This is a genomic window from Ensifer sp. 1H6 (assembly GCF_001976035.1).
Lineage (GTDB): Bacteria > Pseudomonadota > Alphaproteobacteria > Rhizobiales > Rhizobiaceae > Ensifer > Ensifer canadensis.
Genome location: NZ_MOAI01000001.1, coordinates 353,496 through 376,236, shown reverse-complemented (window position 1 = coordinate 376,236; position 22,741 = coordinate 353,496). Strand labels below are relative to the sequence as shown.

17 protein-coding genes and 2 pseudogenes are annotated in these 22,741 nt (G+C 59.8%); 9 read left to right on the top strand and 10 right to left on the bottom strand.

The genetic code is table 11. From position 1 onward, the window contains the following. The first annotated feature begins 73 nt into the window (after positions 1 to 73). A complete protein-coding gene (locus tag BKP54_RS01670; RefSeq protein WP_057207017.1) occupies positions 74 to 1,087 on the top strand; it encodes an HAD family hydrolase in 1,014 nt (337 codons plus the stop codon). A 367-nt stretch (positions 1,088 to 1,454) separates the two neighbouring features. After that, positions 1,455 to 3,656, top strand: a complete 2,202-nt coding sequence (locus BKP54_RS01665) for a tetratricopeptide repeat protein (RefSeq protein ID WP_128090367.1) — start codon at positions 1,455 to 1,457, stop codon at positions 3,654 to 3,656. 127 nt (positions 3,657 to 3,783) lie between these two features. Here BKP54_RS01665 and BKP54_RS01660 read toward each other — a convergent pair whose 3' ends face one another. Beyond that, entirely contained in the window at positions 3,784 to 4,233 is a 450-nt protein-coding gene (locus BKP54_RS01660; protein WP_057207019.1) for a group III truncated hemoglobin, read from the bottom strand. 296 nt (positions 4,234 to 4,529) lie between these two features. Here BKP54_RS01660 and BKP54_RS01655 point away from each other — a divergent pair, with 296 nt between their 5' ends. Next, positions 4,530 to 4,736, top strand: coding sequence for a hypothetical protein (locus BKP54_RS01655; RefSeq protein WP_128090348.1), 207 nt, complete (start codon positions 4,530 to 4,532; stop codon positions 4,734 to 4,736). 516 nt (positions 4,737 to 5,252) lie between these two features. Here the strand turns inward: BKP54_RS01655 and BKP54_RS01645 are convergent. The 7 genes from BKP54_RS01645 to BKP54_RS01615 are packed head-to-tail and all read right to left on the bottom strand — an operon-like array spanning position 5,253 to position 14,104. Next, on the bottom strand, positions 5,253 to 6,257 hold the full coding sequence (locus BKP54_RS01645; RefSeq protein ID WP_084814078.1) for an FAD:protein FMN transferase: 1,005 nt from the start codon (positions 6,255 to 6,257) through the stop codon (positions 5,253 to 5,255). Next, a complete protein-coding gene (locus BKP54_RS01640) occupies positions 6,250 to 6,774 on the bottom strand; it encodes a nitrous oxide reductase accessory protein NosL (RefSeq protein ID WP_234907795.1) in 525 nt (174 codons plus the stop codon). Before BKP54_RS01640 ends, BKP54_RS01645 begins: the two co-directional genes overlap by 8 nt. A 26-nt stretch (positions 6,775 to 6,800) precedes the next feature. Then, complete coding sequence (locus tag BKP54_RS01635) at positions 6,801 to 7,628, bottom strand: ABC transporter permease (RefSeq protein ID WP_057207023.1); 828 nt, start codon at positions 7,626 to 7,628, stop codon at positions 6,801 to 6,803. Further along, positions 7,625 to 8,536 carry an ABC transporter ATP-binding protein gene (locus BKP54_RS01630; protein WP_084814077.1) on the bottom strand — a complete coding sequence of 304 codons (912 nt, stop codon included), beginning with the start codon at positions 8,534 to 8,536 and terminating at the stop codon, positions 7,625 to 7,627. Before BKP54_RS01630 ends, BKP54_RS01635 begins: the two co-directional genes overlap by 4 nt. Then, positions 8,533 to 9,903 carry a nitrous oxide reductase family maturation protein NosD gene (locus tag BKP54_RS01625; RefSeq protein WP_084814076.1) on the bottom strand — a complete coding sequence of 457 codons (1,371 nt, stop codon included), beginning with the start codon at positions 9,901 to 9,903 and terminating at the stop codon, positions 8,533 to 8,535. The genes BKP54_RS01630 and BKP54_RS01625 overlap by 4 nt, the downstream gene beginning before the upstream one ends. After that, positions 9,903 to 11,822: a TAT-dependent nitrous-oxide reductase gene (gene nosZ / locus BKP54_RS01620; RefSeq protein WP_084814075.1), complete on the bottom strand. Its 1,920-nt coding sequence runs from the start codon at positions 11,820 to 11,822 to the stop codon at positions 9,903 to 9,905. The genes BKP54_RS01625 and nosZ overlap by 1 nt, the downstream gene beginning before the upstream one ends. A gap of 23 nt (positions 11,823 to 11,845) precedes the next feature. After that, positions 11,846 to 14,104, bottom strand: coding sequence for a NosR/NirI family protein (locus tag BKP54_RS01615; RefSeq protein ID WP_057226030.1), 2,259 nt, complete (start codon positions 14,102 to 14,104; stop codon positions 11,846 to 11,848). Between the two features lie 197 nt (positions 14,105 to 14,301). On the opposite strand from BKP54_RS01615, the gene BKP54_RS01610 reads away from it, so the two are divergent. From BKP54_RS01610 to BKP54_RS01585, 6 genes and pseudogenes are all read left to right on the top strand, one after another. Continuing rightward, positions 14,302 to 15,162 (top strand): ferritin family protein, encoded by an 861-nt coding sequence (locus BKP54_RS01610; protein WP_225906217.1) that lies wholly within the window; start codon positions 14,302 to 14,304, stop codon positions 15,160 to 15,162. A gap of 98 nt (positions 15,163 to 15,260) precedes the next feature. After that, the gene (ric, locus tag BKP54_RS01605; protein WP_348272065.1) at positions 15,261 to 15,932 is read left to right on the top strand and encodes an iron-sulfur cluster repair di-iron protein; all 672 of its coding nucleotides are present in this window, start codon (positions 15,261 to 15,263) and stop codon (positions 15,930 to 15,932) included. Between the two features lie 688 nt (positions 15,933 to 16,620). Then, positions 16,621 to 17,769 (top strand): mandelate racemase family protein, encoded by a 1,149-nt coding sequence (locus BKP54_RS01600; protein ID WP_025430416.1) that lies wholly within the window; start codon positions 16,621 to 16,623, stop codon positions 17,767 to 17,769. An 18-nt stretch (positions 17,770 to 17,787) separates the two neighbouring features. After that, a complete protein-coding gene (locus BKP54_RS01595; protein ID WP_025430415.1) occupies positions 17,788 to 18,417 on the top strand; it encodes an SGNH/GDSL hydrolase family protein in 630 nt (209 codons plus the stop codon). 88 nt (positions 18,418 to 18,505) lie between these two features. After that, positions 18,506 to 20,104 (top strand): ABC transporter substrate-binding protein, encoded by a 1,599-nt coding sequence (locus tag BKP54_RS01590; protein ID WP_057207030.1) that lies wholly within the window; start codon positions 18,506 to 18,508, stop codon positions 20,102 to 20,104. Between the two features lie 382 nt (positions 20,105 to 20,486). After that, positions 20,487 to 20,835, top strand: a pseudogene (locus BKP54_RS01585) (VOC family protein). Between the two features lie 306 nt (positions 20,836 to 21,141). On the opposite strand, the gene BKP54_RS01580 reads toward BKP54_RS01585, so the two are convergent. Both BKP54_RS01580 and BKP54_RS01575 read right to left on the bottom strand, forming a co-directional pair. After that, complete coding sequence (locus BKP54_RS01580; protein ID WP_057207032.1) at positions 21,142 to 21,903, bottom strand: ABC transporter ATP-binding protein; 762 nt, start codon at positions 21,901 to 21,903, stop codon at positions 21,142 to 21,144. After that, a pseudogene (locus BKP54_RS01575) lies at positions 21,903 to 22,738 on the bottom strand (ABC transporter ATP-binding protein). Before BKP54_RS01575 ends, BKP54_RS01580 begins: the two are co-directional and overlap by 1 nt. Between the last annotated feature and the right edge of the window lie 3 nt (positions 22,739 to 22,741).

The window sequence follows — 22,741 nt, the reverse complement described above, 5'->3', positions numbered from 1 at the left end:
GGCTCCGTTCGTTCGGGGGCCGCCGTTTCTTTAACGGTCTGAGATTGCACACAGTTAGTCGACGGAGGCTCTGATGATTGCAACATGTATTTTCTTTAAATTCACCCGCACCGTGCTGCTCGGCATGGCAGCCTGCCTGTTTGTCACGACATCCGTGCTCGCCCAGACAGATCCATTGCCCTCGTGGAACAACACCGGGGCCAAGGCGGCCATCGTTGCCTTTGTGGACAGGGTAACCGCGGAAAATACGCCTGGTTATGTGCCCGAGGTCGAACGCATCGCGGTCTTTGACAATGACGGCACACTGTGGACCGAGCAGCCGATGTACGTGCAACTCGCCTTCGCACTTGATCGTGTCAAGACGGAAGCTGCCACCCACCCGGAATGGAAGGACACGCAGCCGTTCAAGGCCGTGCTCGACAACGACATGAAAGCCCTTGCCGCAACGGGAGAAAAGGGACTTGTGGAGTTGGTCCTGGCGACCCATAGCGGGATGACAACGGAGGAATTCCAGAAGATCGCCTCCGACTGGATCGCCACGGCGCGCCAACCGAGGTTCAATAAACCCTATACCGAGCTGGTCTATCAGCCAATGCTCGAACTGCTCGCCTATCTGCGTGAAAACGGCTTCAAGACGTTCATCGTCTCCGGTGGAGGCGTGGAGTTCATTCGCCCCTGGGCCGAGCAGGTCTACGGGGTCCCACCTGAGCAAGTCATCGGGTCGACCATCAAAACGCAGTTCGAGATGCGTGAGGGCGTGTCGACCTTGTTTCGCCTGCCACAGATCGACTTTATCGATGACAAGGCCGGCAAGCCTGTTGCGATCAACCAGTTTATTGGCCGCCGGCCGATCGCCGCCTTCGGAAATTCTGACGGCGACCTCGAAATGCTCCAATGGACCACGTTGGGCGGCACGACCACTCGCTTCGGCCTGATCGTCCATCATACCGATGCGGAGCGCGAATACGCATATGACCGCGACAGCCCGTTCGGCCGCCTCGACAAGGCACTGGATGCCGCGGCCGACAACAATTGGACGGTGGTCGACATGAAGGCAGACTGGAAGCAGATCTTTCCCGCGAAATGAAGCCGAGCGTTTCGCACGCGGCATCGCCGATATTTCCAATGGGGAGGAGAAATCACAATGAGGATCAATCGCATCGCGGGTTTGATAGGCTGTGTCGTCTCCCCCTTCCTCCCTTCTACTAGCCGGAAGCCTATTCCAGTAAACAGAAGAGCAATTGGTCCCGAGAAACGTGCCAAGCATCGCTGACCAAGGCTACCTCGGTTCGTTCCTTTGCCGATGCTTCGGCTGCGCCGCTCCGTGCGTCCTGATCATTTTTGGAGTAGTGGGAGGCGTGAGATTGAAGATTGCATTCTGTCTAGCGGCTGTTTCTCGGACGGCACTGCTGACTTGCGGATTATCGGTGTTCGCCGCCGCCGCTACGGCGGAAATGGCTGTGCCGCCTGCCGCGGACCCGCAGATCGAAATTCACGATAGCTTCGTAGATGAGAAGGCGTGTGCTTCCTGCCACGCTGGTCAAGCCGCCGCATTCGCGAAATCCCACCATGCAAAGGCGATGGCTCTTGCCAACGAGAAGACGGTGCTCGCCGATTTCAACAATACCCAGTTCGAATGGAACAGCGTCAAGGCAGTTTTTTCCCGCCGGGATGGCCGCTTCTTCGTTAGCACCGAAGGGCCTGACGGCAAACCGGCGGACTTCGAGGTGAGGTATACGTTTGCCTACGAGCCTCTGCAGCAGTACCTGGTCGATCTTGGGGGTGGCAAGCTGCAGGCTCTCGACATCGCCTGGGACACGCAAAAGCAAAAATGGTTCTGGCTCGGCGAAGGCTCCTCGGCGAAACCTGGCTCGACGTTTCACTGGACAGGCCCGTTCTATCGATGGAACCGCACCTGCATCGACTGTCATTCCACCGATCCCCAGACCAACTTCCAGCCGCAGACGGACGAGTATCAATCATCCTATGTCGCGACCAGCATCGGCTGCCAGTCCTGCCACGGCGGCGGTGCAAAACATGTCGAATGGGCGAGAGCCAAGGTCGGGAATGCTCAAACGGCAGCAATTGCGGGCCTCGGCCTGTCGAAGGTCGATGCGAACACTTGCTTCGCCTGCCACGCGCGGCGCGCCCGGCTTGTCGATGGCTATCAGCCGGGAGGCACCTTTCTCGACAATTTTTCCCCGGCGTTGCTGCGTAGCGATCTCTACTTTCCGGACGGACAGATTCTGGATGAGGTCTTCGAATACGGATCGTTCCAGCAGAGCAAGATGGCAAGAGCAGGTGTGACGTGTTTCGACTGCCACCGTCCGCATGAGGGCAGCGTCAAGGCCGTTGGAAACGCGCTATGCACCCAATGCCACACCCAGAATGCGCCAAAGCGCTTTGCCAGCACCGATCCGGGCGGCGCTTTCGACACTCCAGCCCATACGCATCATCCGGAAGGCTCCGCTGGCGCGCTCTGCGCCAACTGCCATATGCCCGAGCGGACATACATGAAGGTCGATCGTCGGCGTGACCATTCTTTCGTGATTCCGCGCCCAGACCTTTCCGACATGTACGGAACGCCGAACGCCTGTACGTCGTGCCACGACGGGAGGTCGAACAAGTGGGCATCGGAGACCCTGGATACTTGGTTTGGTGCAGGCTGGCGCAAGCGGCCGACGATCGCACATGCGTTCGCCGCCGCGGCGAAAAACGACGCTGCCTCGATCGAGGCCTTGCGGGCATTCGTCGGGGACGAAAAACAAGCTGGAATAGTCAAAGGAAGCGCCATTGCCGAGATGAGCAGGCTCGCTGGAGCTGACGTCGCCGCAGACGTGACGGCGGCGGCGGAGAGCCCCGATCCGCTGGTGCGTCTGGGGGCAGCCGAGGCCGCTGCCAACCTGCCGCGGGAGTATCGGCTTGATGCCATCGGCGGACTTGTCAGCGACGACGTACGCGCCGTGCGGGTGGCTACTGCCAGGGCACTAGGAAGCACGCAGTCGCTGGACTTCCTCGGTGATCGACGTCGTGATTTCGACCGTGCGGTGGCCGATTTGAAAGCGTATGTTCAAGCGAACGCGCACGTTGCCGAGACACAAAGCAGCTATGGAACGTTTCTGCTTGAACAAGGACGTCCAGAGGAAGCGGAGAAAGCGCTCCGTCAGGCGATCCATCTCGATCCAACCCTTGCCGGCGCGCGCATCAACCTCGCCGAACTCTACCGCGCAACAGGGGAGGGCGAGAAATCCGAACAAACCTACGCTGAAGCCGTGGCAACCGATCCGGATCGAGCCGACCTTCGCTACGGGCATGGCTTGTCGCTTGTGCGTCAGAAGGCAATGGAGGAGGCGATAGAAGAACTGAACGCGGCCGTGCGCCTGGATCCCGTCAATCCCAGATACAGGACGACAGCGGCGATTGCCCTGGATTCAGTCGGGCGAACGGAGCAGGCGTTTGCGCTCTTCGATGCTGCTGCCTTAAGCGGAGCAACTGACGCCAGTCTGCTCGGCACGGCAATTCAGATCGGTCTCAAACTCCGCCGTTATGCCGAGACGCTCCAATTTGCAGAGGCCTTGGCCCGTCTGCAGCCGGACAATTTACAGATTGCAGAACTCATCAGGCAATTAAAGGATGCAGTTGAGCATGGTAGATAAGCTCTGAGCTTTGCATTCGTGGCGGTCGGATCGTGCGCTAGCCTTCTTGCGACGTGACGGGATGCCGGCCAGGCTTGGTTGACGACGGTTGTCACCGAGCATTGGCCGCGGATTGCCAGCTTGCTCTCTAAACCTGCCCGGCGGTGTGGGCTAGCGGCAGCTTGATGGCATGCGGTCCGATGTTCAGGCCAATCTGCAGGCTGTCGGCGATGCGCCTCGCGCGGTCGAGAAAGAAGGCTGCGGCCTCGCCCTTGCAATGTTTGCCGACAGTCCCTTCGAAGATTTCCAGCCAGTGATTGAAATGCTCGGGAACAAGATCGAGACCCTGGTGGGCGACATGGGGCTTCCCGCCATAGCGTCCCGTTTTCAGGGCTATCGACGACCAGAAGTCGACCAGCGTTGAAAGGTGCAGATCCCAATGTTCGCCAATGCGGGCGTTGAAGATCGGCCCGAGCATGGGATCGTGGCGGATGCGGCCGTAGAAGTCGTGAACGACCGCCCTTATCAGTTCTTCGGACATGCTGGCTGGAAGCAGTGTCGCACACATGGTCTTCACCGATGCTTTGTGGTTCACCATTCCCTACAGCGCCGCGCGTCTTATTAGGCGCGCAAAGGTCGTTGTAGCACTTTGAATGGCTGCATGTTTTATCCTTAAATCGAATAGGATTTAAGGAAACATGCAGTAGGCCACGAGGTCGGCGCTGTAAATCCGCGGCCATGCGGCATGGTGTCGTCCTGACATAGGCCGTTCGGGTGGTCGAACGATGATCGCTTGCGTCAGCGCAAAGAGGCTCCACCGCTTTGCGCCTACCAAGGACGTGGACGAGCTCGCGTGGAGAAACCGTCTTCACGGACTAGGCGGAGATGCAGGACATGATCGAGTTTGGGATGAGGGATGAGACATTGTGCGATTGCACGATCGAGGTCGCCGAGTGGTTCGCCTGCATGCCGGGGTATAATGCTGAGGCCGGGCAGTTACTCGATCTTCTGGCGCACCGCCTCGAGAGAATACGCGACCGCTCGGAACGGGCGAGAACCATGCCGGACGCGCGCCTGTCGACCTCGACGACACTCGTTTGAGGGTGGCCATTGAGATCATCGCTAGATGCTGTTTGCATACCAGAACGTCTCGACACGCCGTCAATGTCGGGCCCCGGCTTGAGATATTTGCGAATGGCGCTCTATCCTTCATGACGAAAACCTGGTCCTCAGAGAGATCCGTTCAATGCTGACATTGACCAATAGGCGGGTTATCCGCGTCGAACGCGACCCCGAGGGCGATTTTTCCGTGCCGGCGCCAACGATGTCATCGGCACTCCGCCTGCCCCCGGCGGAGTTGAAAAACCGCCTGAGCCGAGGCGAGGTCAAGAGCCAGGTCGAGGTCGGTCAGGGCGAGCACGTTGGAACGTTCAGGCTAACGCTGCGATGTGGCGGTCGCTGCTGGACTGCGACGGTGTCTGCGGACGGAACGGTCATCGACGAAGTCTTTTCGTTTGATCGCGAGCGCTTGGCGAACTGGCGCCGGCGTCACCTGGACGCAAGCCAGCGTCGCTGACAGGCGCCAGGTTTGTCTTGGCATCGGGTGCGTCGGCCTCGTTACGCGCCGAGACCAAAGCGCCTCCGAGTGCCTGCCTGGCTCAAAAGATCCGCGCCAAGATCGGGCCGGGTATCGATCAGGGCCTTTATCTCTTGCGGCTCCATGAGGCTGAAGGCTGTCGACAGCGCATCCGCTGTGACCGCGTCATCGGCGACAACGCTCACGCGCCGATAAGACTGCATCGTCAAGCCGGTGCGGGGATCGAGAATATGCGACAGCCGTCCCGCCTCATCAAAACTGAAGCCTGCAATGCCAGACGTCGCGACCGCCCTGTCGACGAGCGGTAAAACGATGTCTGAGGCAGCGTCCACGTCGCTTGCCGCCAGCCCAACCTGCCATGGGCTGCCATCTGCGCGGGCCCCGATCGTCCGGCTTTCCCCCATATGGACCAGGCTGCTCGCCACGCCGTTTTGACGAAGCAGATCGACGATGCGATCGGTAATGTAGCCCTGTGCTATGCCGTTCAGAGTCAGAGCCATGTCAGGCATTGCAAACGCGATCCGGTCGCCATTGAACCGGACACGGGTGAGGTCGACGTAAGCCAGTGCCTGTCGGATTGCGCGTGCCGACGGACCGCGCTGATCGGAGGACGGTTTGGCGAAATGATCGGCATAGAGCGTCCAGAGCGGTTGAACCGTCGGATCGAATGTGCCGCCGGTCATTTTGTGAAAGGACGCGCAGATTTCAAGAAGATGTACCAGTTCCGCCGGCGGGGCGACGAGCGCGCCCATCCTGTTCAAGACCGAAAGGGCTGAATCACTGCGGTAGAGGCTGAATATCGCCTCCAGACGGTCAATTTCGACCACGACTCTGTCCAGCAGTCGGCGTGCCACTGCTTCGTCTTCATGATTAAGGATCAGTGTTGCCGATGCCCCAAGCGCCTGGCCACTCCACGTGACCGGACGCAGGGCCGCTCTGGCTGCGCCGGGTAATGGCAGCAGAGGCAGGCCTATGGTCGCCCCGATGATAGCGATTGCACGCCGCCGCCCGATAATCCTAGTCATGACTAGCCTCCGCCGGTTCGGAAAATGATGTCAACGCAGGCGATGCCCCATCTGCTCCCAGCACATAGTCTTGCGGTATGTTGCCAAAGCCGACGATTTGGCCGCCATGCCTTTCGGTGAAGCTGAGCGCATCTTGCCTTGAGGAGAAGGGAACGGCCTCGGCTGCCCCCATGCCGCCACGCAATCTGCTGCCGACGACATAAAAGGCGCTTTTGGCGTCGATCCAGTTGTCCGCTCCGGGCTTCTCCCAGGTCGGCGCCTTGCCCATGTCAGAGACGTAGATAGCGGCGATCTCCTTTGGTTCTTCTGGCAGCAAGGTGAAGGCGACTGTGTCGCGGGCCGACGAAAACCAGATCGGTTCGGGTATCTGCTTGAGGATGACCTGACCCTTCGGGCCGGGATGTTCGAGCACGTTCATGCCGCAATAGCGCCCCATGGCGTCGTCGGTCAGTGAATATGGAAGAGGCGGGCTGTCTGCTTCTTCGGCGGCACATCCAACCAGCACGAAGGCACTCATCGCCACGGCGACGAGGTTGCGCGTTTTCATAGCTCTCTCCTTGAGAATATCGCAGTGGCTACCGCAAGCGGCGCAAATGTCCATGACACCAGCGCCAGGATGAGCCCGGTCTTGCCGAGTGCCGATTGCTCGGCCACGCCACCCATCCCCGACAGCGACGCTGCGTCGCCCGAGCCCAGATTGAGCAGTCGATAGGCGTCGGTCGGATTGAGCAGCAGCAAGGTATCGAGCAGGCCCGCCGGCAGTGCCTGGCCTTGCCCTGCCACAAGCGCCCCGAGCAGGGCCATGTCATAGATCAGAACGAAAAACAGCCACACCGCGATTGCGATGCCGCCAGCAGTGCTGCGTTCGCTGGCAACGGTGCTTGCGAGGTAGCCGATCGCGATGAAGACCGCGCCCAACAGGACGGACGAGCCGATCATGGAGGCGAAAGCAAGCCAGCTTGAGCGCGCTATGTTGCCATCGACGACTGCAAGTGCAACGGCGGCAGCGCCATAGCCGCAAAGCGTTGCAAACAGCAGGATGGTCAGGTGACCTGTAAACTTCCCAATGAGAATCTGCCTGCGGCCGATGGGATAACTGAGCAACAACAACATCGTGCCACGCTCGGTTTCGCCGACGATCGCATCGTGCGAGAGCAGGAGCGCGATGAGCGGAACAAGAAAAATGGTCAGGCTCGAGAGGCTGACGACGACAATATCAAGCCGGCTGGCACCGACATTGCCTGTCGGCACACTACCGAGGAACGACAAGGTGAGCGCCAGAGCCGCCAGCAGAAGGGTCGTCGCCACGACCCAGCGGTTGCGCATGCCCTCCTGGATCTCCTTGCGCGCAATGATCATGATGTTGTTCATCGGCTATCCTTTTGACCCTGAAGGAAGTGTGCGTAGAGTTCGTCGAGGGTCGGCTCCAGGACGACGAGGTTTGCAATCCCCAATGCGGCGGCGCTCAAACGGTGCAGGACGGCGAGCTTGTCCTCCTGCCTGACCTCTATTTCGAGATCGCCGTCGTGGTGTTTGACGACCTGGCCCGCGATTTCCTCCTCAAGCGACTTTCCAGCCTTGGTGGTCACGCGAATGCGGGTTGGCAGCCTTGCAAGCTTGCGAAGATCATTGAGGGTGCCGTCTGCGATCTTGTTGCCACCGTTGACGATGATGACGCGATCGGCACGTCCCTCGAGTTCCGTCAGCGCGTGCGACGAAAGCAGGATCGTCGTTCCCTTGGCGCGCAAGGCCTCGATGAGTTCGTAAAAATTGTGCCTCAGCGCCGGGTCAAGCCCGCTCGTGGGTTCGTCGAGAAGCAGGACATGTGGGTCGCCAAGCAGAGCCTGGGCCAAGCCGAGACGCTGGCGCATCCCCTTCGAATAGGTTCGCACCGGCCGGTCAACTGCCGCCCTGGAAAGGCCGACGCGATCGAAAAGTTCGGTCGCAGTGGTCGTGTCAGCGCGCTTCAGGCGGGCATAAAAGGCAAGCGTTTCCCGACCGGTCAGGGCGAGGTGAAAGGACACGCTCTCAGGCAGATAGCCAAGTCTTGCGCGAACGCCGAAATCGCCTGAGGCCGGGTCTTCGCCAAGGACGCTGACCCGGCCCGTCGTCGGTCGGATAAGGCCGAGCATCAGTTTGATCAAGGTCGTCTTGCCGGCGCCGTTATGGCCGACAAGGGCGATCGTTTCACCGGCACCCAGCTCAAACGAGACGTCTCGAAGAGCCTCCGTCTTGCCATAGTTCTTGCCTGCATTGGTGACGCTCACCGTAGGTGTCATGGTTGCTGGTCCTCGTCGTCCGGGCGCATCATCAGGGGATGGCTGTCGATTACGCCGCCCGGCAACAGCGCCGGAAAGCGCGACTGGGCAAAGCGAATGACTTGAACGGCCGGGCTTGTGATCAGAACCTTGGCCTGCGGTGCGGTCCAAAGTACCCGGTCGATCAAGTCGTTCGGCCGGTAGGGATTGTCGCCGACCCCGTCACCATTGAGATCGAAGGCCGGATTGTCGCTCCAGTAATTGCCGCGGCCATTTTCGGACCAGTCGAGATACCGGGCGCCGACATATTTGACCTGGTTTCGATTGTTGATGAAGGCATTGTCGGACAGTGCATTGCCCTCCGAGCCCGCCGTGAAGTGAATGCCGATCGAGCAGCCCTCAAAGACATTGCCGCGGAAGCGGTTCTTGTTGGCGTTGTAGATGAAGACGCATTTTTCCGGCCCCAATCGGACGGCCGTCCCCTCGGCAAACGTGTCTTGCGCGGCCGGCAGCCCGTGTTCGGGTTTTTCCTTGGCTCCACCGTTCACCATCCAACGGTCGGAATTCTGAAGCCGCCCGCGTACGACGTTTCCGGTGATCTTGGAGCTGTTGGCGTAGTTGAGGAGCAGGCCGTGATCGCGATCGCCGTCCGAGACATTTCCGATGATCTTCAGGCGGCTTGAAAACATGATGGCGTAGCCGACAGAATTGCCGGTGGAGATGTTGCCGCTGATCTCGCTGTCGTTGGTGTACATGTAGTGGATGGCAAAGCGCAGGTTCTCAAACCTGTTCCCGTTGAACACGTTGCGTTTGCTGGCGTTGGTCGCGATCCCATCGCGTCCGAAGCTGATAGTGTTGTCGATGACACGTGCCCCGGGAGCGTTCCAGACCGTGACGCCGTTGCCGGTTTCGCTGAAGCGCCTGTCCTTCGTCCCGACAATGCGATTGCCGCGCGCCAGGGATCGGGCGGCGCCATGCAGGTAGATGCCATAGAGATTGCCGATGATCTCGTTGTCTTCAACGGATGCACCTTTTGCCGTCGCGGCAACGAAAACACCGGAGTCCATGGTTTCAAGGTTGCTGCCCGAACCCTCGATCCGAAGCCCGCGCAGGATCGTGTCAGCGGCGTTGATGGTGACGACGCTGCCCTTGCCACTACCGAGAATGGTCGCGCCAGGCTCGCCGATCAGCGAGATCGCGCTGTCGATCGTAACTGGCCCCAGAAAGCGCGCCGGTGGCAATATGAGCGTGTCGCCGGGCGTTGCGGCTTCGATGACATCTTGCAGCCTGGCATCAGCGTCGACACGGATCGTCGCAGCGCAAGCGGTGCCGATGGCGGCGCAGAGCGCCGCCATCGAAACACCGAGCATGAGAGTGCGCGCGTGCATCAGGCCTTCTTCGGCTCGACGAGCATGCGGCCCTTCATTTCCATGTGCATCGCATGGCAGAACCAGGAGCAGTAATACCACCACACGCCGGGCTTATCGGCGCGGAATGTGACGGAGGCTGTCGCCTGGGGCGCCACTTCCATGTTGATGCCATAGTTGATGATCGAGAAGCCGTGCGTCAGATCCTCCACCTCATCGATGTTGGTGATGTAGACGGTCACTTCGTCGCCCTGCTTGACCGTGAAGCTTTCGAGGCCAAAGGCCGGTGCGGCCGAAGTCATGTAGACACGCACTTCGTCGCCATCCCGAATGACTTCGGAATCAATCAAAAGATCGATACCGTCCTTCTTTGCCTGAGCCACGGCATCGGCAAAGAAGACATCGTCCCGGCTCCAGACGCTCACCGGATTGATCTTGGAATTGTGGACGATCGTCGCGTCATGCGGCTCGGCGAAGGTCGGATTATCGTGCACCAGAACCATCTGGTCGCCCGAAATGTCGATCAGCTGATCGTTTTCCGGCTTCAACGGACCGACGTTCAAATAGCGGTCCTTGGAGAACTTGTTCAGCGAGATCAGCCATTTGCCATCGGCGTCTTTTGTCTGTCCCATGGACGTGTGGTTGTGTCCGGGCTGGTAGTGGACATCAAGCTTCTGGCGGATCGGGTCTACCTTTTCGCCGGCAAAGGCTCGTTTGGCGTCGTCGATGTTCCACTTGCAGATCTGGCTGTCGATGAACAGCGTGGTATAGGCATTGCCCTTGCCGTCATAGGCCGTGTGCAGCGGCCCGAGACCAAGCTCCGGCTCGGCAACAACGGTGTCCCTCGGCTTGATCTTGTCGGCGAAAAGGTCGTCGAATTTGCGCACATCCATGACCGTAACAGTGGGCGAGAGCTTGCCGTTGGCGACGATGTGAATACCGTCAGGCGCAGTGTTCATTCCATGCGGTCCGTTCGATACGGGGATGTAGCGCGTATAGGGTGAGCCGTGGCGACCATCGAGGACGGGGACGCCGCCCATCTCCTTGAATTCGCCCTTTGCGACGGCCTCCTCGATCCGCTTGAGGTCAAAGACAACCACCCAATCCTGGTCCTTGGCCATCATCTCCGCAAGATTGACGCCCTCTTCGGAATTGTAGCAGGTGGCGAAGGCATATTTGCCCTGGTAGTCGGCATCGACATTGTCGAGGTTGCCGTCGATCATGACCTGCCAGGCGACCTTCATGGTCTCGCCGTCCACGGCGGTGAATATGGCGTGATACTGCTTGTGATCGTCGAGAACCGAGCCGTCGTTCGGCACTGGTACACGGTCCTCACCGTTGCAGAAGACATAGCCCGTCTTGGGATATTTCTGTACGCGCAGACCGTGAACCGTATGCTGGTTCGGCAATTGGATGATCTTGTCGCAGCGCATCACGTCGAGGCGAATGCGGCAGACGCGGGTATTTGCCTTGTCGTTGGCAAACAGGTAGCGCCCGTCATAGGTTCCCTCCGTGAATGAGGGGTGCGGATGATGCAGGTCGCCATTGAGATAGATGCCGCCCTTGTCTTCCAGATATGCTTTCGTTTCGGGCAAAAGTCCTTCGGTGAGCACCTTGCGGCTTTCATTGGTCTGGCCCCAGCCGGTGGCGCTGTCGCGATTGAAGACCGGGATACGCATCAGCTCGCGCATGGATGGCAATCCGAGAATGCGCAGTTCGCCGCTGTGTCCGCCGGAGAAGAAGACATAGTATTCATCGAGCTCGCCTGGCTTTACCTCGAAGGGCAAGCCGCCTGTGCCTTGAGCGAATGCCGGTGATGCGGTTGTGCCGGACAGGGCAAGCGCCCCACCAACACCTGCCGCCCCGGCGACGGCCGCCGCGGCTGTCGTGCCGAGAAGCTGACGTCGATTGAGGCGCACTGCTTTGTCTTCTGTTGCCATTTCGATTTCTCCTTGTGTGGATTTCAGATGGGTGTGGCTGGCGGCGGCTCGTCGCGCACGATCGGTTTTCCCTTGTGCGTAACCGCCGTCCTGCTTGGCGCTTCGCCTCGCGATGTGGGGGTCGAAAGGGCCTGAAACTTTTCTCTCTTGAGCCGGACCTGGATCATGTGCGGACAGCGCGTATCGTCCTGGTAGAGTTCCTGGCAGTGCATGCAGTAGATGCACTCGTTGACATTGATCTGCCCTTCAGGGTGGATCGACTGAACCGGACATTCCTTGGCACAGCGCTGGCAGGGCGAGCCGCATTCGGGCCAACGCTTTAGCCATTCGAACATGCGGATGCGTCCTGGAATGGCGAGGGCTGCCCCCAGCGGGCAAAGGTAACGGCAGTAGAAGCGCTCGATAAAAAGACCGGCCGCCAACAGCGTCAGTGCAAAGACGACGAAGGGCCATTCACGGGCGAACTTAAGGACGATCGCGGTCTTGAAGGGCTCGACTTCGGCAAAGACTTCGGCGAGCGCCAGTGAATAGAAGGACAGACCGAAAAGGCCGAGAAAAACGATGTACTTGATCGGCCAGAGACGCTCGTGAAGGCCCCAAGGAACCTTGATCTGCGGTACCTTGAGCCACTTCGCGATGTCGTTGGTCAGTTCCTGAAGGGCGCCGAAGGGGCACAGCCAGCCGCAAAACGGACCACGCCCCCAAAATAGAAGTCCTGCCGCCACGGCGGCCCACAGCAAAAAGATGAGGGGTGCCGACAGGAAGAACTCCCAGCGGAAACCGGTGATCAAGGCGTTTGTGAACGTCAGGACATTGACCACTGAAAGCTGCGCATTGGCGTACCAGCCGAGCCAGACAAGTGCATAGACAAGGAAACCGCGGCGGATCCAGGCAAACAGAATGGGGCGTCGGACGAGCCAGTCCTGGAAGAAGAAGATCGCAGTCAGAAACACAAGTGCCGTTGCGGTGAGGGCGACCGAGACACGGTTCATCTGCCAGATGCTGACCCACAGTGGTTGGCCGTCTGCTTCCTCGCCAACAATTGGCGCTGTGCCGTCAGAAGGGCTGACCTCGAGCGGGTGCGTGTCGGCAACCAGATACTTCTGTGGCAGGGCATAGCCGAGGTTGAAAGGCAATGTCGCCTTGTCTCGCCCACCGGCGCTTCGCTGCACCAGAAGTTGTACCTCCCATGGTGCCGTGACATCGAAGGCGAAGTCGGGCGACACGACAAAAAGGGCGATCTCGCGAAGATGAGGCGCACCTTGCGCTGCAAGCGATGTCAGGCGCGTGTGGTCGCGGTCGCGAAACCGCATGCCCTGGCCGTCCTGGAGCAATTCAATCCGATCGAAGATGCCGCCGCGCACATAGCCCGAACCCTTGAAGGAGTAGGCTCCATCGCCCGCGACGAGCAATGCGCTCTGACCGGGTTTAAGGCGTTTGACAAGGCGACCGTAGCCTTCCTCACCGAGCAGGCTTTTGCCGATGGCCGGAACGCTCACGGGCGCTGTGTAAAGGTCGATGAAGCGGTCGTTGGGCGTTACCGTTTCCGGCCGTTCTGCCGCTGTCGTTTGATTGGCCTGGCGAAATGCATCCGACACTTCGCCGACCGTCATTCTAAGGCTGCGGATCGAGCCGTCGCCGAGCAGGCTCTGCCAGTCGGCCGTCTCGTTCATTGCCGGATCGAGCTTGCGGACGGGAGGCGCAGGCTCTTGGGCGACGCTCGCCTTGGTACCAAGGCGATTGCTGCGGATCAGGCGAACGGCCGAACGAACAACACTGTCGCCCATGACCAGAACGGTGACGGTCGCGCCGCTGACGATATCGACCTGTGGCGGTCGCTCCTGTCCCCTCGCAACGCGACCGAGGTCGCGGCCGATGATGGCGTTCAAGGCGGCGACGACCTTGCGTTCCGGAATGCCGATCAGGACGATCGGTTCCTTGTGATCGACAAGTTTGATCCCCTTGACGATGCCGTTTGGATCGATGCCGACGGCGATGTGAATGGGCTTGCCGGAGTAGCCTATAGCGCTGGTGAAATCCGAGTTGAGATAGGCATAGCCGAGCAGTTCGGTACCCCGAAACACCGGCGCGATCGGTGGTTCGCCGACAGTGGCGCCGAAGCGATCTGCACCCGCAAAGAGCTCGGCGGGCACTATCTTTGAAAGATAGTCATCGAGCCCGCCGGCGGCATAGGAGCCGTGTGCTCCAAGCAAAACAAGGAGCGTCGCGAGCATCATGCAGAGCAAGCGGAGACGGTGGCGGTTTTTGTTGTTGTTGCGCATTTCTTGTCGTTCCGTCCCGACAGACTGGCTGCTCGGTTTGGCGGGCATCCTTGTTTCCGGCGAATTGACCGGCAACCTACGCAAAGTCCGATCACCTTCTTTGCGCTGCAACAAACGGAGGTGCGTTTGTTCCTGTAAAACAGTCGCATAGCGCAAGCGAAGGAGCCGTCATGCCGACACTCAGGATCGATCCGCCGTTGGTCGCAACGCTTGGGGAACTTCTTGAACTTGCCGTCAGGCTTGAGCGCGAAGCCATCGACGGCTACGTCATGCTCGCAAAACGCATGCGCCGCGAAAATCGAGCCGATCTAGCGGATCTGTTCGAAGGGCTTGCAGCTGATGAGCGCGGACATCTCGATATGGTTTCCGCTTGGATTGAAGAGGCGAACCCACCTGTAGGTCCGGCACGGATTTTCGCCGCGACAGACAATGCAGGTATGTTTGACGATGGGGATGCGCTTATCGTGGCCCCGGAACTGCTCAACGCCTACAGGGCTTTTTCAGTCGCCGTGCGCAACGAGGAGCAGGCGTTCATGCTTTGGAGCTATGTGGCGGCGGATGCGGCTTCCACCGAAATCAGACAGGCAGCAGAACGCATGGCGCTGGAGGAACTCGGCCATGTCCGCATCCTGCGCAAAGCCAGGCGAACAGCGTTTCACGACCTGCGGAGCCATCGATTAATCGTTGCTGACGACCTGGCGGCGGTTGAAACGCAGCTTGCCGATTGGCTGGAAATGAACGCAGGCGATGCAAGGGCAGAGGGCACCGCGTCATGGTCGTCCCTTTCAACTGATGCCCGGCAAAGAGCCCGCCAGATGATCGATGTTCCCTTCGCCGCCCCCTTGGGTTTAGCGCCACTGCCTGAGGGGGGCACGATTTCGGCGATGGTGCTCTGCGAGTTCCTGCTTGAGCGTTATCTCGACCTGTCCGAGCGTGAGGGCGACGATGGTCTGCGGCAACGCGCGCAGACCTTTGCAGCAGCCACGATCGATTGTTTGCAGGCCCTCCGTGGCAGAGCGAAGAAGAATGCGGCAACGCTTGCGACCTCGCCACAATGAACTTGCGTTTCGACAAAGAACGATCGGCCGAACTACCGCAACGTCTCTCCTGACATAACCTTCCGGGCATTGAGGAGAGCACATTGACGGAATTGAACTTGAACTTGGACGCCACCGTCGGGACGATTGCATGCGAACTTCCGGGTGCAGCCGAACTCTTCAGACAGCATGGAATCGGTTTTTGCTGCGATGGCGATGTCTCGCTTGGTGATGCGGCGGCCGATGCCGGAGTTGTGGCGAGCGACCTGCTTGACCGCCTTCGGGCACTCGAGCAAGCCGCAAGGCGCGATGCGCCGGACGGCACCAACGAGCTTATCGCTCATATTCTGGAGCGATATCACCAGACACACCGAAACGACCTCGAATGGCTGATCCCGCTTGCGCAGAAAGTGGAACACGTTCACGCCGCCCATAGCAGCGCGCCGATGGGCCTTGCGAAGGCGCTTGTCGACCTTCAAGACCAACTGATCCCCCACATGGCCCGCGAGGAACTCGCCCTCTTTCCGATGATGCGCCACGAGCCGGACCCCGATATCGAGCACTTGATAGGCAGAATGCGAGACGATCATGCGTGCGAAGGCCAAAGCCTAGCCACCATCGAGCATCTCACCCACGGGTTTGCACTTCCAGACGGCGCCTGCCGATCCTGGACGGCTCTTTACGTCGGTCTTCAAAAGTTTTCCGAGGACTTGGTCACGCATATGCATCTGGAAAACAAGGTTTTGTTTCCGCGCTTTTCCAGCGTTGAGGACGTAGCGTCTCCGTCATGACATCTTCCATCGGTGGACAGATGGTCGCGACCGATATCGGCGTGGCGCTGTTATCGTTGCGAATTCGTTGTCGCTCTGCCTCGCTCTACCGGGCGGGGCGGCAGTTCTGGTTGAGGTGTCGGGTGGACCGGTCCTAACGAACCGGAGACTTTGGTTTCCTCTGGCTCCCGTTGCATTAAATTCCAGGCAACTGGCAGGGCTCGGTGTATTGTTTCACAAGCTCGCCAAGTGCAATTCTCCGCGGTCGGGATGACTGTATCAAACGCGCAAAATGGATCTGCTGGAAACGGCAGCATGAGCGATCTTTGAAGCAGGGGTTGCCGGCATTGAGCGGCGTAAATTGCGAAAACAGCTGGTGATCGCAATACCTTTGGGTCGCTCGACCGATTACGTCTCGGTTTTCTTCCGCTTTCTTTGAGATATCTCTTCTACCGGCTACCGGACCGAACTCTCTCACAACTGCAACTGAACTCGGATCATTTGAGCCTCGTCTCAAATGGCCAACGTTCGTTGCGAACTTGCCGCCGGGGGCCAGTATTCTCGCCGCTGGCCGTACGGCATCGGGCGAACCTGTCCGTCATTTTTAATAATCTGTCATACAGATTTGACAAAGCTGTGATGATCTGTCTAAGTATGTGTCATACAGAATGGTGCGGGGAGCCGGCCACTTTCGCATACCGGAGGAACAATGATCATCACCGACGTCGATGTGCGAGTCTTCCGCACGACCACGCGCCGCCATTCGGACAGTGCTGGCCACGCGCATCCAGGCCGGCCGCATCAGGTGGAGCAGGCAATTCTGACCATTCGCACGGAAGACGGCCATGAAGGGCACTCCTTCACCGCGCCGGAAATTGTTCGTCCGCACCTGATCGATAAGTTCGTGAAGAAGGTTCTTATCGGCAAGGACCATCGTGATCGAGAAAAGCTGTGGCAGGACCTCGCCCACTGGCAGCGGGGCTCAGCCGCGCAGCTCACCGATCGCACGCTTGCGGCTGTCGATTGTGCGCTGTGGGATCTTGCAGGCAGGACGCTCAACCAACCTGTATACAAGTTGATCGGCGCTTACCGCGACAAGGTACTGGCCTATGGCTCCATCATGTGCGGCGATGAACTGGACGGCGGCCTGGCGACGCCGGACGATTACGGCCGTTTTGGCGAAACGCTGGTCAAGCGCGGCTACAAGGGCATCAAACTACACACCTGGATGCCGCCGGTCAGTTGGGCGCCGGATGTTAAGATGGATATCAAGGCCTGTGCTGCCGTGCGCGAAGCGGTGGGTCCGGATATCCGTCTGATGATCGACGCCTTCCACTGGTATTCCCGTACGGATGCGCTCGAACTTGGGCGGGGCTTGGAAAAGCTCGGCTTCGACTGGATCGAGGAGCCGATGGACGAGCAGTCGCTGTCTTCCTACAAGTGGCTTGCCGACAATCTCGACATTCCTGTGGTCGGGCCGGAAAGTGCCGCGGGCAAGCATTGGCATCGCGCCGAGTGGATCAAGGCCGGTGCCTGCGACATACTTCGCACCGGCGTCAACGACGTCGGCGGCATAACCCCTGCGCTCAAGACCATGCATCTCGCTGAAGCTTTCGGCATGGAATGCGAGGTGCACGGCAACACTGCGATGAACCTGCATGTGGTCGCCGCCACCAAAAACTGCCGCTGGTACGAACGCGGCCTGCTGCACCCGTTCCTCGAATATGATGATGGCCACGATTATCTGAAGTCACTTTCCGACCCGATGGATGGGGACGGCTACGTCCACGTGCCTGATCGCCCCGGGCTCGGCGAGGATATCGATTTCGACTTCATCGACAACAACCGCGCGCGATGACAGTGAGGTGATTGGGCAATGAAGACAGTTCTCGCCTTTGGCGACAGCCTGACCTGGGGGGCGGACCCTGCAACTGGGCTGCGTCATCCGCCCGAGGGCCGCTGGCCCGAGGTTCTCGACCGGGAACTTGGTGACGCGGCGGCGATCATATCGGAAGGGCTCGGTGGCCGCACCACCTGCTATGACGATCATGCCGGGCCCGCGTGTCGCAATGGCGCCAAGGCGTTGGAAGTGGCGCTTGCCAGCCATATGCCGCTCGATCTCGTGATCATCATGCTTGGGACCAATGATATCAAGCCGGTGCACGGAGGTCGTGCGGAGGGTGCAGTTTCCGGCATGCGCCGCCTGGCGCAGATCGTGGACACATTTCCGTACAAGCCGAGTGGCGCGAAACCGAAGCTTCTGATCGTTGCGCCACCACCCTGTTCGCCCGGTCCAGATGGACACCCGGCGGCTGGCAGAAGCGTAGCAGAATCCGAGCGGCTTGCCCCGCTTTACCACAAACTCGCCTGCGAACTCGGGCACGCGTTCTTCGATGCCGGCGCGGTTGCCCGTGGATCACAGGTCGATGGTGTGCATCTGGAAGCCGCGGCGACCGCAGCCGTTGGCCGGGCGCTCGCCGCGCCCGTCGGCGCAATTCTTGGCTGATCCGTCCCAACACCTGCGGAGGAGCAGGCAGGCGGATCATGAAACTGGTAGGCCGAAATCCGCATGGACGGCCGCAAAAGGAGGAAGCATGAGACACTTTTTTGCAACGGCCGCCCTCGGCGTGCTGCTCACCACAGCCTCGCCGATTGGCGTGTTCGCCGAGACACCGGCCGACCAATTGGTCGTCGCCACGACCATGAGCAACATCCTGACGCTGGATCCCGCTGCCATTACCGGCCGCGAGACCGTACAGGTGCTCAACAACATCTATGACACTTTGGTCGTCCTTTCGCCGCAAGACCGTAGCGTTCAGCCTCGCCTCGCCGAACGCTGGGAGATCGCCGAGGATCGCAAGTCGATCCGCTTCCACCTGCGCGGCGATGCAAAATTTGCTTCGGGCAATCCTGTCACGGCCGGCGACGTCGCCTGGAGCCTGAAGCGGCTGCTTGCCCGCAACCTGGCGCAGTCATCTTTCCTCAAGTCGCGTGGCTTCACGCTTGAGAATGCCGACAAGGCGTTGGTCGCTGAAGACGACCACACCTTCGTGATTCATCTGCAGAAGCCCGACGACCCGAACCTGTTGCTGATGATCCTTGCGCAGAATGGCCCTGGCTCCATTCTGGACAGCAAGGTCGCGCTCGAGAACGAGAAGGACGGCGACCTCGGTGCTGGTTGGCTGACGCTGAATTCCGCTGGTTCAGGTCCCTTTACACTGACGCAGTGGAAGTCGAACGAATACATCATCCTCACACGCAACGATGACTATTGGGGTGAAAAGGCCGCGATGAAGCGCGTGTTGATGCGCCACTTGCCGGAATCCCAGTCGCAGCGGCTGCTGTTGGAAAAAGGCGACATAGACGTCGCCTATTCTCTGCAGGCACCGGACCTCAAATCGCTGGAGGCCGACAAGGCGATTGTCATCGAATCGACGCCGGGTTCAGGTTTCTACTACCTCAGCGTTTCGATGAAGGATGAGCGTTTTGCCAACAAGAAGGTCCGCGAGGCGCTGCGCTACCTCATCGACTATGAAGGCCTCGACAAGGCGGTCATGCCCTATTACGGCAAGCTGCATCAGCGTCCGTTGTCGTCCGGCGTGCTCGGCGCCCTTCCGGACGAGGGCTACAAGTTGGACGTGGAAAAGGCAAAGGCGTTGCTCGCCGAAGCCGGCTATCCGAACGGTTTCAGCACCACGCTGCGGGTCCTGTCCGAAGATCCGTTCATGAAGGCGGCGACGGCGATCCAGAACACGCTCGGCCAGGCCGGCATCCAGGCGGAGCTCATCAGCGGTTCGGGTGACCAGATTTACGGCGCAATGCGGGAGAGAAACTTCGAATTGCTGGTCGGCCGCGGCGGCGGCGGTCAGCAGCCGCATCCGGACAACAACCTGCGCTCCATCGCCTACAATCCTGACAATTCCGACGAGGCAAAGCTGACCAACTACCAGAGCTGGCGCACCAGCTTCTACGACGAGAAGCTGAACAAGCTGATCGAGGAAGCACTGGTCGAGCGCGATCCCGCCAAGCAGGCCAAGCTCTATGAAGGCGTGCAGGCCTACATGGATGAGGCGGTGATGTCGATCCAGCCCTTCTCCGAAGTTGTCGACACTGCGGCCTATCGCAGCGACGTCAAGGGTATGATCGTCAGTCCGTGGCTTTCACGTTTCGAGGGCGTGACCAAGGAGCGCTGATACCACCACCCGTCTCATTCTCCAAAACCAAAAGGCGCGTGCTGGCACGCGCCTTTCTCGCGTTTCAATGAGGTTTGGCCCCATAATGGCTCCAGAGGTGTGGCGTTGCTCGACGGACAAGCATCTCCCCCATGCAAGTGGTTTTCCCACGGGCCGGAGTGGCCCGATGGGGCGCCTTTTTACCTGTCGGGAGCCGCCCGACATCCATCGGCAAGCAATGACGCCAGGACACGCTTTTCCATCCGAGGCGATGTTCCAGACTCAGCAGTACTAAAAGGTAACCGATGTTCTGCAACCTTGCGGACGTCACGTCGAGCTTGACCTTTAGGTTGCAGGTGAGCCCCTTCGCCGGCATTGTCCTGTCTCAAGCCAAGGGGGGCTCATGCCAAAGGTCGTTGGAATAGGCGGTGTGTTCTTCAGGGCAGCGGACCCGGCTGGGCTGGCCGAATGGTATTGGTGTTGATGACCTGCACAAGTCCGTGTGGCAGCAAGAGGCAGGAATGACAATTTTTGGGCCCTTCTCTGAGAACACCGACTATTTGGGACGAAGAGAACAACAATGGATGATCAATTTCAGGGTAGATGATCTGGAAGGGCTCATTTCAAACCTCACGGCGAGCGGGATCGCGGTGGAAACGCGAGCCGAGTGGAACTCGGAAGTCGGTCGCTTTGCCCGGATCCACGATCCCGAGGGCAATCCGATCGAGCTCTGGGAACCAACGAAGGAGTGATGGCGAACAACCCGCCATTCCATGCTCGGTGAGTGTCCTGACGTTTGATTTTGACCAGGGCCTGCTGCCGTGACTGCTTGTGGCGCGTGGATGCCACGGAGCTTCACGCGCTGGCATCTCATCCCGTCGGCCTGTATTGCCCACGGCTTGCGCTAAGCCACGGGCCGTTGTGGGTTGTCATGTGAAGAATTGGGCTGCTGCCGATCGGCAGCGCTCTGGGCTTGCTTATGCCGCTTTCGCGTGACCGGGGAGCTGGCACGTCGAGGGCAATTTCAGACGGAGTGCCCGAGCTTCAATTAGTCGAGCTCAGTGCGCGCTTTCGTATTCGAGTGAGGCGCCGATGAGTTCTCGGGCATAGGGGTGGGTCGCTCCGTTTCCGGGGATCGCATCGCGTGGAAGCACCTCGGTGATCTCTCCGTGGAGCATGACAGCAAAACGATCGCACATGTGGTCGACCACCGCGAGATCGTGCGTGACCATGATGTAGGTGAAACCGCGCTCCTCGCGCAGGCGCTGCAGCAGGTTCAGGATTTCCGCCTGGACGGAGACATCGAGCGCCGACGTGGGTTCGTCCAGTAGCAACAAAGAGGGCTCCAGGATGAGCGCGCGGGCAATCGCCACCCGCTGCCGCTGGCCACCGGAGAGCTGGTGTGGAAAGCGGTCGAGGAAGGAAACGGGCAGGCCGACATCGGCAATGGCCTTGCGCATGCGATCCTCGCGATCGCCGAGCTTGTGAATGACGAGTGGCTCGCTGAGCACGGTGCGTACCGACTGGCGCGGATGCAGCGAGCCGTACGGATCCTGAAACACCATCTGCAGCGTGCGGCAGCGCTCGATAAGCGGCATCTCGCGCACAGGCTTGCCGCCGATGAGGATGTCGCCCGTCCAGATATCGGTCAGCATGGAGATGCAGCGCAACACGGTGGATTTGCCCGAGCCGCTTTCTCCGACGAGGCCGAAGCACTCGCCCGGGCTTACCGAGAAACTGACACTCGGCAAGACTTTGGTGGCGGTTGGTCCAGCGCCGAAGGTGATGGACACATCGCGGGTTTCGACGGAAACGGACATCAGGCTTTCTCCTCCAGCCATTCGGGTTGCGGTCGAGCACGGCGAGAGGTGCACGCCCGCCACCGATCCTTGGTTGGGCTGCCAACAGGCCGCGAGTATAGGGGTGTTCGGCCCTGTCGAGGTCGCGGGCGGCGAGTGTTTCAACCACGCGACCGGCATACATGATGAGAACGCGGTCGCAGAAATTGCGCACAAGGTTCAGGTCGTGACTGATCATGATGAGGCCAATGCCGCGGTCGCGCACGAGGCCGTCGAGGATATTCAACACTTGAAGCCGGACGGTAACGTCGAGCGCGGAGGTGGGTTCGTCGGCGATGACGAGATCTGGGTCTGCCAAAAGCATCATCGCGATCATTACACGCTGACCCATGCCGCCGGATATTTCATGCGGGTATTGATCATAGACCCGCTTCGGGTCACGAATCTTGACGGCTTCCAGCATGGTGAGCGCCTTGTCACGGGCCTCTGCCTTCGAGCATCTGAAGTGGCGCAGATAGGTCTCTGCCACCTGGTCGCCAACACGCCGGATCGGGTTGAGCGAGAATTTGGGATCCTGGAGGATCATTGACATCCGCCGGCCACGAACCTTCAGCATCTCTTTTTCGGAGAGCGTCAGGAGGTCGAGGTTCCCAAAGCGCAACGTGTCGGCCGTGATTGTCGCGCCGGGCAGAAGACGCAAAAGAGCGCGTCCAACCGTGGACTTGCCTGAACCGGATTCTCCGACGATCCCCAACCGTTCCCGGCCAAGCGTGAAGGAAACCCCACGCACGGCCTCTGCCGGCGCGCCGCCATAGCGAATGCGGAGATTTTCGACCTCGAGTATGGATTTTTCCACGGG